Source organism: Tepidiphilus sp. J10 (assembly GCF_006980785.1).
Classification (GTDB): domain Bacteria; phylum Pseudomonadota; class Gammaproteobacteria; order Burkholderiales; family Rhodocyclaceae; genus Tepidiphilus; species Tepidiphilus olei.
On record NZ_SBHP01000002.1, the window covers coordinates 119,402 to 131,370 of the forward strand.

The 11,969-nt window shown below is 64.2% G+C and carries 10 protein-coding genes and 1 tRNA gene; 8 read left to right on the forward strand and 3 right to left on the reverse strand.

The window, feature by feature from the left end:
* The first annotated feature begins 6 nt into the window (after positions 1 to 6).
* The 5 genes from EPD81_RS05205 to EPD81_RS05225 all read left to right on the forward strand — a co-directional run bounded on the left by EPD81_RS05205 (position 7) and on the right by EPD81_RS05225 (position 5,590).
* Positions 7 to 1,155, forward strand: coding sequence for a flagellar basal body P-ring protein FlgI (locus EPD81_RS05205; RefSeq protein WP_142804393.1), 1,149 nt, complete (start codon positions 7 to 9; stop codon positions 1,153 to 1,155).
* Between the two features lie 14 nt (positions 1,156 to 1,169).
* The gene (gene flgJ / locus EPD81_RS05210) at positions 1,170 to 2,261 is read left to right on the forward strand and encodes a flagellar assembly peptidoglycan hydrolase FlgJ (protein WP_142804394.1); all 1,092 of its coding nucleotides are present in this window, start codon (positions 1,170 to 1,172) and stop codon (positions 2,259 to 2,261) included.
* Positions 2,262 to 2,327: 66 nt separating this feature from the next.
* Positions 2,328 to 3,998 (forward strand): flagellar hook-associated protein FlgK, encoded by a 1,671-nt coding sequence (gene flgK / locus EPD81_RS05215; RefSeq protein ID WP_142804395.1) that lies wholly within the window; start codon positions 2,328 to 2,330, stop codon positions 3,996 to 3,998.
* A 14-nt stretch (positions 3,999 to 4,012) separates the two neighbouring features.
* Positions 4,013 to 5,029, forward strand: a complete 1,017-nt coding sequence (gene flgL / locus EPD81_RS05220; protein WP_142804396.1) for a flagellar hook-associated protein FlgL — start codon at positions 4,013 to 4,015, stop codon at positions 5,027 to 5,029.
* Between the two features lie 9 nt (positions 5,030 to 5,038).
* Entirely contained in the window at positions 5,039 to 5,590 is a 552-nt protein-coding gene (locus EPD81_RS05225; RefSeq protein ID WP_142804397.1) for a hypothetical protein, read from the forward strand.
* On the opposite strand, the gene EPD81_RS05230 is transcribed toward EPD81_RS05225, so the two are convergent.
* Positions 5,557 to 6,123, reverse strand: coding sequence for an NUDIX hydrolase (locus EPD81_RS05230; protein ID WP_142804398.1), 567 nt, complete (start codon positions 6,121 to 6,123; stop codon positions 5,557 to 5,559). The two genes, EPD81_RS05225 and EPD81_RS05230, sit on opposite strands and share 34 nt — an antisense overlap.
* A 40-nt stretch (positions 6,124 to 6,163) precedes the next feature.
* Positions 6,164 to 6,256: transfer RNA gene (locus EPD81_RS05235), tRNA-Ser, on the reverse strand.
* Positions 6,257 to 6,282: 26 nt separating this feature from the next.
* Here EPD81_RS05235 and EPD81_RS05240 point away from each other — a divergent pair.
* A complete protein-coding gene (locus EPD81_RS05240; protein ID WP_221929226.1) occupies positions 6,283 to 6,552 on the forward strand; it encodes a sulfurtransferase TusA family protein in 270 nt (89 codons plus the stop codon).
* Here the strand turns inward: EPD81_RS05240 and EPD81_RS05245 are convergent, their stop codons facing one another.
* Positions 6,553 to 9,411, reverse strand: a complete 2,859-nt coding sequence (locus EPD81_RS05245; protein ID WP_142804400.1) for a valine--tRNA ligase — start codon at positions 9,409 to 9,411, stop codon at positions 6,553 to 6,555.
* Positions 9,412 to 9,580: 169 nt separating this feature from the next.
* Here EPD81_RS05245 and EPD81_RS05250 point away from each other — a divergent pair, with 169 nt between their 5' ends.
* Positions 9,581 to 10,600, forward strand: a complete 1,020-nt coding sequence (locus tag EPD81_RS05250; protein ID WP_221929227.1) for a hypothetical protein — start codon at positions 9,581 to 9,583, stop codon at positions 10,598 to 10,600.
* Positions 10,601 to 10,610: 10 nt separating this feature from the next.
* The gene (locus EPD81_RS05255) at positions 10,611 to 11,951 is read left to right on the forward strand and encodes a flippase (protein ID WP_142804401.1); all 1,341 of its coding nucleotides are present in this window, start codon (positions 10,611 to 10,613) and stop codon (positions 11,949 to 11,951) included.
* Positions 11,952 to 11,969: the final 18 nt, after the last annotated feature.

Consider the following 11,969-nt stretch of genomic DNA (forward strand, 5'->3'; position numbering starts at 1 on the left):
TTGGTCATGAATGGGACTTTACGCGTGCGCGAATTCCTCTCCGGGCGAACGCTCCTCGCCGTGGCGCTCGTCTGCACCTTGGGCTTCTTCGGACTCGGTGCGGCATGGGCTGCCGGAGAGCGCATCAAGGATCTCGCCACGATCGGGGGGGTGCGCGACAACCAGCTCGTCGGCTATGGCTTGGTGGTGGGGCTCGATGGCAGCGGCGACCAGACCACGCAAACGCCGTTCACCGTGCAGAGCGTGGTCAACATGCTGCGCAGCCTGGGCGTGAACCTGCCGCCGGGCAACATGCAGCTCAAGAACGTGGCTGCCGTCATGGTCACGGCCGAACTGCCGCCTTTTGCTCGCGCAGGCCAGCGCATCGACGTGACCGTTTCGTCGCTGGGCAACGCCAAGAGCCTCAAGGGCGGCACCTTGGTGATGACGCCGCTCAAGGGGGCCGACGGGCAGATCTACGCCATCGCTCAGGGCAACGTCGTCGTCGGCGGGGCCGGCGCACGATCCGGGGGCGCGGCGCAGCAGATCAATCATCTCTCGGCCGGGCGCATTCCGGCGGGCGCGACGGTGGAGCGGGAAGTCGGGAACAATTTCGCTCAATCCGAGATCATCCAGCTCGAGCTGGAAGAAATGGATTTCGGCACGGCCGCAAAGATCGTGCGGGCGATCGAGACCGCTTTCGGCTTCGGCACTGCCCAGGCGCTCGACGGCCGTACCATCGCCGTTCGCCCTCCGCCCGACCCCAACGCGCGTATTGCGTTTCTCGCCCGCCTGCAGAACCTCACCGTAGAGCCCGACGTACAACGCGCCAAGGTGGTGGTCAACTCCCGCACCGGTTCCGTGGTGATGAATCAGGCCGTGACGCTGCAGCACGTAGCGGTGGCGCACGGCAGCCTCAAGGTCACCATCGGACAGGATCTGGCGGTGAGCCAGCCGGATACGCCGTTTGCCGGTGGAGCTGCGGTGGCGGCCCAGCAGGGGCGGGTGGAGATCGAGCAGCCCGTCGCCGTGATCCAAGACGTCAAGGGCGGCGCGAATCTGGCCGACGTGGTCAAGGCGCTGAATGCGCTCGGCGCCACCCCCATGGATCTCATCAGCATCTTGCAGGCGCTCAAGTCTTCGGGCGCCCTGCGGGCCGACCTCGAAGTGATCTGATAGGGAGAGGGAAGATGAGCGTGCCGAGCGTTCCCGCCTTCGATCCGCGTTCCCTGCGCTCGCTGCAGAATCTGGCGCGTCAGGGCGACTCGCCCGAAGCGTTGCGCGCTGCCGCCAAACAGTTCGAGGCGGTGATGCTGCAGCAGATGCTCAAGGCCATGCGTGCCACCGTGCCCGCCAACGCCTTCACCTCGAGCGATGGCGAGCGGACCTTTCAGGACATGAGTGACCAGCAGCTCGCCCAGAATCTCGCCATGGGCCGCGGCATCGGGCTCGGTGAGATGCTCGCGCGGCAATTGCAACAGCGTCTCGGGAATCAGAACGAAGCCGCGGCGTCTGCCGCGGGCGTCGGTGAGCAGGGCGAACTCCCCCCGAGCGGAGGTTTTTCACTCGCCAACGTGCTGCGTCGCCCGGCAAATCCTGCCGGAAACCGGCAAGGCGTGGCAACGGAGGAAGCCGCTGCGCTGGAAGAAAAGGGCTTTTTTGCCGCCCTGGGCGGTGCCTCGGGCAAGGTCGGGGACGAGGCCGTGCCGCTCGTGCCCTTGACGCAAGACGACCCCACCCCCCTCTTCCCCGCCTTGGCCGAGACTGCCTCGGCGGTGCGCCGCGCAGAGACGAACGAGACGTCGGTGCCGGAGAAGATCCGTCGCTTCGTGCAGGAGACCTTGCCACAGGCCCGGCGAGCCGCGGCCCAACTGGGCGTACCGCCGGAATTCCTCGTCGCCCAGGCGGCCCTCGAGACGGGGTGGGGGAGCGCCGTCATCCGCACCCCGGATGGCCGCTCCAGCCACAATCTCTTCAACATCAAAGCGGGCAGCAGCTGGCGCGGGCCGACCGTGACCCTGCCGGTTACTGAATACGACAACGGCCGGGCGGTGACCGAAAACGCGAAATTCCGCGTCTATTCGTCCTACGCCGCCGCCTTCGACGATTACGTTCGCCTCATTCAGAACAACGAGCGCTATGCCTACGTCCCCGGCAGCCGTACACCGCGTGACTTCGCCGCGGCGCTGGTGCGCGGAGGCTACGCCACCGATCCCCGCTATGCCGACAAGATCGTCTCCATCCTGCAGGACCAGCGCTTCCGCGCGGCCTTGCCCGGTTGATCTCGAAAGCATGGCACATAAATTGCTAGTTTACTGGCGACATCTTCTTCGCGCCGGGAGCAAACCATGGCCGATTTTCTCAACATCGGATTGACCGGGCTGATGGCCGCGCAGGCCAAGCTCACCGTCGCCAGCCACAACATCGCCAATGCCGACACGCCCGGCTACAGCCGCCAGAGTGCGGTGCAGACCACCCAGCCGTCGCAGTACATGGGCTACGGCTACGTAGGGCAGGGCGCGCGCGTCGTGGACGTGCAGCGCAGCTACGACCAGTTCCTGCAGCGGCAACTGCTGCAATCGCAGAGCCAGGCGAGCTACTACCAGAGCTATCGCGACCTCATCGCACCGATCGACGATCTCATCGCCGACCCGGATCTGGGGATTTCCTCGGCCATGGCGCAGTTCTTCGACTCCGTGAACGAAGTGGCGAACAACCCCTCCAGCATCCCCGCGCGGCAGACGATGCTCTCGCAAAGCGAAGCCCTGGTCAATCGTTTCCACCTGCTCTCGGGCAGGATCAACGAGATCGATGCTGCGTTGCAACAGAACGTCTCACTTGCCACCCAGCAGATCACCCAGTACGGGCAACAAATCGCCCGGCTCAACCAGGAAATCACGCGGGCGCTCGGCGTGGGCAACGGCGCCGCGCCTAACGACCTGCTCGATCAGCGCGACCAGGCGCTCGCCGAACTCTCCAAGCTCGTCAACGTCCATGCGGTGGTCGATGATCGCGGCATCATGAACGTGTTCATCGGCAACGGGCAGGCGCTGGTGCAGGGAATGGAGAGCGCCACGCTCGCCACCCGGCCCGATCCCGCGCAGCCCATGCGCACCCAGGTCACATACCAGATCGGCACCGGAGCGGCTCAAATCCTCCCCGAGCAACTCATCACCGGAGGCGAACTGGGCGCCATGCTCGCTTTCAGGCGCGACACGCTCGAGCCAGTGCAAGACCAGCTCGGTTTTCTTGCGCTCGCTCTCGCAGTGAAATTCAACGAAGTGCATGCGTCGGGCTATGGATTGGATGGATCGACCGGGAGCGCCTATTTTTCCGGAATCGATCTCTCCGCGACGACCACCGGTTCGGCCGGCAGCACCGTTACCGTCCCGTTTGCCTCTTCGGTCGATCTTGGGGCGCTTCGCCCAGATACCTACATTCTGAGCAACAGCAATGGTACGCTCAGGGTGACGCGGCAGAGCGACGGCAAGGTCTTCGATGTTTCGGCAAACTCCGTGATCGACGGTCTCGACTTCTCCGGAGTGACCCTGCAAACCGGCGAGACCGCCGTCATCTCGCCGTACCGTAACGCCGCCTCCAAGATCGGCGTGGCGATCACCGATCCCCGTCAGATCGCCGCTGCGGAAGAAGACCCGACCGGTACGCTCGCTCCTGGAAGTGGTCCGGCCGACAATCGCAACGCGTTGGCGCTCGCCGCCATCCAGACCGAGAAATTTCTCTACGCTAACGCCTCCGGCCAGCCCACCGCAACCTTGCAAAGCGTCTACGCACGCACCGTGTCTGCGGTCGGCGCCAAGGCGAGCGAGGTGATCAATGGCGCCACCGCTTCCCAGGCGCTGCACGAGCAAATCCGGGCGCAGCGAGACAGTCTCGCCGGGGTCAATCTGGATGAAGAGGCCGCCAATCTGATACGCTTCCAGCAAGCCTATCTGGCCGCGAGCAAGGTGATGCAGATGTCACAGAGGCTCTTCGATTCCGTGCTCGCCATCGCCAGCTGACCGGGAGAACGACCATGCGCATCTCCACTTCCCAGATCTTCGACCGCAACATCGCGGCCCTGCAGAACAACCAGACGCAGCTCGCGCAAACCCAGTTGCAGGTTGCCACGGGGCGCAAGATGCTTCGCCCCTCGGACGACCCCGTGCGCGCTGCGCGCAGCCTCGAGCTGCAGCAATCCCAAAGCGTGAACAAGCAGTTTATCGCCAACATCGGCTACGCCAAGGATCAGCTCGCGCTCACCGACGCGCGGCTCTCCACCATGACCGACACGCTGCAATACATGCGGCAGAAATTCATCCAGGCGGGCAACGGCGGGCTCAGCGCCCAGGACAAGGCGGCGATCGCTTCCGACCTGCGTAGCCAGCTCGACAACCTCGTCGCGCTCGCCAACAGCAAGGACGGACAGGGTGAATACCTGTTCGCCGGCTACAAGAACGATACGCCGCCGATCGTTTTCGGCGACCACGATGGCGACCCAGACACGCCCGATCTCTATTATTACCAGGGCGATGCCGGCACCCGACAGATGCAAGTCGGCCCCGAGCGGCAGATGGACATCGGCATCCCCGGTTCGGCGGCGGGGGGAGGGGGGCTCTTCGAAGCGGATCAGAGCTTATATACACCCGGAACGCCGGCGACCTATCCCCCGGCAGAGTTCTTCAACCGCCTCAAGACCGCGATCGACGCCATCGACCCCGCCACCTCGGCAACGACGACGCTACCGCTGGAATACCTGGATCCCGACACGGGCGCTCCGGATCCCACGAGTTACGGCCTCGACATGGTCGACGCTTTCATGGAACGCATCGCCGTATATCAATCCAAGGTCGGCTCGCAGCGCGCCGAGCTCGATTCGCTCGATTATGCCGGGCAGACGCTCGATCTGCACTACGCCACTGCCCGCTCGCGCATCGAAGATCTGGACTACAACGAAGCCCTGAGCCGGCTCGCCCAGCAGCAGCTCGTCCTGCAGGCGGCGCAGCAGTCCTTCGTACGCGTGGCCAATCTCTCGCTCTTCCAATACCTCTGAGAGAGCACGATGCGCACCCTCGGCCGCTCGATTCCGCTCACCGCGCTGCTCGCGCTCACCCTCACCGGCTGCGCCGGTTCGAGTGTGGACTGGGGCAAATACGACGCGCCGCTCGCCGGGGCCGCGGGGAGCGCCCTCATCCTGTCGGAATCGTCGCTCAACATCGACGGCGGAGTCACCGCGGCCGGGGGAGATGCAGCGGCGGGCGGAGGCGCCGGCGCAGCCTCCTCGGCCACCTCCGTCTCCCACACCGCCTTGCTCCGTCAGCTCGGGGGCGCGGCGCTCATCGCCTATGCCCTCTACGACCCCTTCGAGCCCAACTGGCGCATCCAGGTGCTCGAATCACCCGACGCCAAGGTGGCCCGCATCCGCATGAACATGCGCACGCTCACCACGGGCGGGCAAGGCGAAGCCTACACCGTGTTTCGCCGCGCTGCCCAAGAAATCGTCACGCGCCGCGGTGCCACGGGATTCGAAATCCTGAGCTACGAAGAAGGGGTGCATTCCACGCGACCGCTCGCGCAGCGCTATGCCGTAGGGGAAGTGCGCCTCTGGCGCTGATCCGGCGAGCCTTTCGCTCCCAGCGAGGTCACCAGGATTCCCCCGCCGGGCGCCTCCACCTCGTGGCGCAGCGCCAGGCGCACCGTTTCGAAAGCCAGTTCGCCCCAAGGGATGTCGTCCAGACGGAACAGCCGGGTTTCCAGGCTTTCCTCGCCCGGAGCGATGTCGAGCCGAAGCAGACGCGCACGGTAGAAGAGGTGCACTTGCTGGATGGGCGGCACGTCGATGAGCGCGTGTAGGTCTTCCACCTCGATGAGCGCCCCGGCCTCTTCCCAAGTCTCGCGCATGGCCGCTTCCATGGTGGATTCACCGTTTTCCATGAAACCGGCCGGCAGGGTCCACCAACCCAAGCGCGGCTCGATCGCCCGGCGGCACAGCAGGACGCGATCTTCCCAGCGAGCGATGGCGCCCACCACGACGTTGGGGTTCTGATAGTGCACCTCGCCACAGTGACCGCATACGTGCCGTGGTCGATTGTCGCCTGGGGGGACGGCTACCCGCAAAGGATGGCCGCAAAGGGAACAATATTTCATCACGGCCGCCTCGATGCTGCGGGAGAAGGGGCTTGGATGTTGGCGGAGATGGAGGGATTCGAACCCTCGATACCGGTTTTGCCGGTATGCTCCCTTAGCAGGGGAGTGCCTTCGACCTCTCGGCCACATCTCCAAAGAAGAAGTGCTATTCTAACCGACGTGAGCAAATCGCGTCAAATTCCGGAGGACATCGTGGTCGTAGACGCCGATCTCGAACTCGACGCGCGCGGGTTGCGCTGCCCACTGCCCATCCTGCGCACGAAAAAAGCACTCGCCACGCTGCACTCGGGGCAACGCCTTCGGGTGCTGACCACCGATCCCGGCTCGATGAAAGATTTCTCCGCCTTCGCGCGCCAAAGCGGCAACGTGCTGGAAGTGGCGCACGAAGTCGGGGAGGGGGAATACGAATTCGTGTTGGTGCGGCGCTAATCACCCCCTCCCCAAATGCCGCTCGAGGCGCGCGAGCTGCGGTTCGAGCTGCGCGAGCGTGGCGCTGAAGCGCTCGATGCGCTCGCGCTCCTGGGCCACCACTTCGGCCGGCGCGCGTTCCACGAAGCTGGGGTTTTCCAGTTTCTTCTTCGCCCTGGCGATCTCGGCGCGCAGGCGCTCGATCTCCTTGGCAAGCCGCTCGCGCTCCTTGGCGGCGTCGATGGGCACGTCGAGCATGAGCTGCAGCGTCTCCACCGCCGCCACCGGCGCGAGCGCATCTTCGGGTAGGCGCGCCAGCGTGCGCACTTCCGTGAGCCGTGCGAGCGCCTGCAGGTAGGGAACGAACCCGGCGATCGTCGCCGCGAGCGCCTCGTCGGCCGCCTCGCCCAGCGCCACCGCCAGCGGCACGCGCTCGCCCGGGTTGAGCTTCATCTCGGCGCGCAAGCCCCGCACCGCCCGCGTGATTGCCTGGAAGAGCGCCATCTCGCGCTCGGCCGCTTCGTCGAGCCGCCCGGGCTCGGCGACGGGGTAGGGCGCCACCATGATCGAGTCGCTCACCTTGCGCCCGGCCACGGGGGCTACGTGCTGCCAGAGCTCCTCGGTGATGAAAGGAATCACCGGGTGCAGCAGCCGCAGCACGGCTTCGAGCACGTCGATGAGCGTGCGGCGCGTGGCGTGGCGCACCGCCTCGTCTCCTTGCGCAAGACGCACCTTGGCAAGTTCCAGGTACCAGTCGCAGTATTCGTCCCAGACGAATTCGTAGAGCGCCTTGGCGTAGAGGTCGAAGCGGTAGTCGGTGAGGTGGCGCTGCGCTTCCGCTTCCACCCGCTGCAGGCGGGAGACGATCCAGCGTTCGGCAAAGCCCAGCGCCTCGGGCGCGGCGGGCGTCTGCGGCAGGCGCTCGCCCACGTTCATGAGCACGAAGCGGGTCGCGTTCCACAGCTTGTTGCAGAAGTTGCGGTAGCCCTCGCAACGGCCGAGGTCGAACTTGAGGTCGCGCCCGGGGCTCGCGAGCGAGGCAAAGGTGAAGCGCAGGGCATCCGCACCGAACGCCGGGATGCCGTTGGGGAATTCCTTGCGCGTGCGCTCCGCGATCGATGCGGCCTGTTTCGGGTTCATCAGGCCGGTGGTGCGCTTCTGGATGAGCGATTCCAGGTCGATGCCGTCGATGAGGTCGATCGGGTCGAGCACGTTGCCCTTGGACTTCGACATCTTCTGCCCCTCGGCATCGCGGATGAGGCCGTGGACATAGACGTGCTTGAACGGAATTTTGCCGGTGACGTGGGTGGTCATCATCACCATGCGCGCCACCCAGAAGAAGATGATGTCGAAACCCGTGACCAGCACCGAAGAGGGCAGGTAGAGATCGAGCGCCGGGTTGGATTTGGCCGGATACTCCGGCGTCCAGTCGAGCGTGGAGAAAGGCCACAGCGCCGAAGAGAACCACGTGTCGAGCACGTCCGCGTCGCGCGTGAGCGGCCCCGTGTAGCCCTCGGCCGCGGCAAGCGCCCGGGCCTGCGCCTCGTCGTGCGCCACCCAGAAGCGACGATTTTCGGCCGGATCTTCGTCGGCGTACCACGCCGGGATCTGGTGCCCCCACCACAGCTGGCGCGAAATGCACCAATCCTGGATATTGACCAGCCACTGGCGGTAGGTATTCACCCAGTTGTCGGGGAAGAAGCGGATGCTGCCGTCCTCGACCACTTCGAGCGCCTTTTGCGCGAGCGACTTGCCGTCCGCCCCGGGCTTGGTGGTGGCCACGAACCACTGGTCGGTGAGCATGGGTTCGAGCACCACGCCCGTGCGCTCGCCGCGCGGCACCATCATCTTGTGCGGCTTCACCTCGACCAAAAGCCCCTGCGCCTGCAGCTCGGCCACGGCCTTTTCCCGGGCGACGAACCGGTCGAGCCCGCGGTAAGGCTCGGGCACCTGGTCGTTCAGATGGGCATCGAGCCGGAAGATGCTGATCAGCGGCAGCCCGTGGCGCTGGGCCACGGCGTAGTCGTTGGCATCGTGCGCCGGTGTCACTTTCACGCAGCCGGTGCCGAAGCTCGGATCCACGGCCGCATCGGCGATGATGGGAATGCGCCGGCCCACCAGCGGCAGGATCACCTCCTTGCCGATGAGCCCCTGATAGCGGGGATCTTCCGGATGCACCATCACCGCCACGTCGCCAAAGAGCGTCTCCGGCCGCGTGGTGGCCACCACCACGCCCCGTTGCCCGTCGATGGGCCCGTCGGCGAAGGGGTAGAGGAGGGACCAGAGGAACCCTTCTTCCTCTTCAGCCGACACTTCTAGATCGGAGACCGCCGTGCGCAGCTTCGGATCCCAGTTGACCAGGCGCTTGCCGCGGTAGATGAGCCCCTCGCGATAGAGCCGGACGAAGACTTCGCGCACCACGCGCGACATCCCCTCGTCCATGGTGAAGCGCTCGCGGGTCCAGTCGGCCGAAGTGCCCAGCCGCCGCATCTGCCGCGTGATGGTGCCGCCGGAATATTCCTTCCACTGCCACACGCGCTCGAGGAATTTCTCCCGTCCCAGATCGTAGCGCGTGAGCCCCTCGCGCTCGAGCTGGCGCTCGACCACGATCTGGGTGGCGATGCCGGCATGGTCGGTACCCGGCTGCAGCAGCACGTTGTCCCCGCTCATGCGCCGCCAGCGCACCAGGATATCCATGATGGTCTGGTTGAAGCCGTGCCCCATGTGCAGCGTGCCCGTGACGTTGGGCGGCGGCATCAGGATGCAATAGGGATTTTTTCTGCTCGGATCGAAACCGGCGCGGAAGTAGCCGTGTTCCTCCCAGTAGGGATACCAGCGCGATTCGATCGCCTTGGGTTCGAAGCTTTTGTCGAGGGACATGGCACCAATGGAATCGGGGGACGAAAGCTAGAGATTATAGCGCGAGCAGCGCCTCGGCCCTGGCCTCGACGTCAGCGAAACCGCTCGTGCCGGCGTCGTTCCTGAATCCCACCCGAGTGGAGATGAGGTATACTTGCCGCCGATTAAGCTCTCCACCGGACGTTTTTCCATGGTTTCACCCCTGCCGCAAGACCCCACCACGACCCAAGCGTTCACTGCCTACGACGACGAGATCAGCCTCACGGACCTCGCCCTCACTATTGCGACGGGCCAACGCTTTGACGAGGCGATCTGGCCCGAGCTATGGGAAGACACCCGCGGCCAGCCGTGGCTGGTGAACGCCTTGGGGCACGAGTGCACGTGGGAAGATCGAGAGCTGCGCAAGAACCGCAGCCTGCCCGTGACGCTGGAGCGCTACAAGGCCGCGCGCGAGCGGCTGATCCAGAGCCGCGCCACGCACCTCGATCAGCTCACCGACAAGCTGCGGGAGCCGCGCGTGCACCGCGTCATTGCGGCCATCCTCGCCGCCGACGACCGCGAGGCCGACGCCTTGCACGACCAGGTGCCGCTGGATGACTTGCAATATGTCGAGGATCTGGGCCTCATCCAATCCCGCCCGCAGTGGCGCATTGCCAACCGCATCTACCGCGAAGTCATCCCGCGCGAGCTCACCTACACCACGCAGACCCGCATCACCCACGAGCAGGCCTGGTATGTCCGCCCGCACGACAGAAGGCTGGACATCCCCAAGCTCCTTGCCGCCTTCCAGCAATTCTTCCGCGAGAATGCGGATGCCTGGATCGAGCGCTTCCAGTACAAGGAGGCCGGCCCGCAGCTCTTGCTGCAAGCCTTTCTGCAGCGCATCGTCAACGGCGGCGGGCGCATCAGCCGCGAGTATGGGCTGGGACGGCGAAGAACCGACCTCTTCCTCGAGTGGCCACTCAATGAACAAGAGGGCTTCCTCGGCCCGGTGCAGCGCGTGGTGCTGGAGCTCAAAATCCTGCACAAGAGCTTGGAGGCCACGATCGAAGAAGGACTCGCCCAAACGGCGGCCTATGCCGACCAGTGCGGCGCGGAAGAAGCGCACCTCATCGTCTTCGACCGCCGGCCTGACAGAAGCTGGGACGACAAGATCTTCCACCGCAGCGAGACGGTGGGCGCCCGCATCATCGGTGTCTGGGGAATGTGAGCCGCCGCCCATGAACCTCGTGCCCGCCTTCGTCCGCCGCCGCCTCGCGCACCGGCCCAACCTCGTCAAGATCCTCGACAACATCGGCTGGCTGTTCCTTGACAAGGTGCTGCGCATGGGCGTGGGCCTGCTGGTCGGCGTATGGATCGCCCGCTACCTGGGGCCGGAACAGTTCGGCCTGTTGAACTTCGCGCTCGCCTTCACCGGGCTGTTTGCTGCCATCTCCGGCATGGGCCTGCAAGGCATCGTCGTGCGCGACATCGTGCGCGACCCGCAAGGCGCACCGCTCACCCTCGGTACCGCCGCCGTGCTCATGCTCATTGGCGGGTTCGTCTCTTACCTGCTGATCCTCGCCACCATCGCCTACCTGCGGCCGGATGATCCGCTCGCCCGGAGTATCGTTGCCATCCTCGGCGCCATCCAGCTTTTCAAAGCCAGCGAAATCGCCGTCTATTGGTTTGAATCTCAAGTGCAATCCAAATACACCGTCTGGGTGCAAAACGGCGTGTTCCTCATCTTCGCCGCTGTCAAGGTGGGCCTGATCCTGTCCCAAGCCTCCCTCACCGCCTTCGTGTGGGCGACATTGGCGGAGGCGGCGGTGGTGGCGGTAATCCTGCTCGTGATATTGAGCTGGCGTGGGCTGAACTTTCAAGCGTTGCAAGCAAACATCAGCCGCGCCAAGAGCTTGCTCAAGGATACATGGCCGCTAATGCTCTCCGGCGTGGCCATCTCGATCTACATGAAGATCGATCAGATCATGCTGGGGCAGATGGTTGGTGAGGAAGCTGTAGGGATCTACAGCGCCGCCGTGCGCATCAGTGAAGTGTGGTATTTCATTCCGATGGCCGTTGTAGCTTCCGTATTCCCCTCGATCATCGAGGCGAAAAAAAGAGGTGAGGATGAGTATTACGCTCGCCTGCAAAAGCTTTTTGATTTGATGGTCTTGATGAGTCTAGCGGTGGCGCTCCCGATGACATTTTTTTCGAATACGGTAGTAGGACTTTTATATGGGAATGCGTACAAAGAGGCTGGATCTGTCTTGATGGTTCACATATGGGCGGCTGTTTTTGTATTTCTTGGCGTGGCCGGATCTAGGTGGATTGTCGCCGAAGGCTATGCGGTCATTGATCTTCAGCGGACGATACTTGGCGCCGTCATCAATGTGGCTCTAAATTTTTGGCTCATACCATTGTTTGAAGCAATCGGTGCCGCCATAGCAACAATCATTTCGTATGCGGTGGCCGACTTTCTGGCAGACTATGCTCGAAAAAACACAAGAAGATTATTTTACATGAAGTTGCGATCATTTGATCCTACCAAGATGTTTCGATCTTTCGGGTGGCTAAATTAACACTGATTTCTGGTCGCA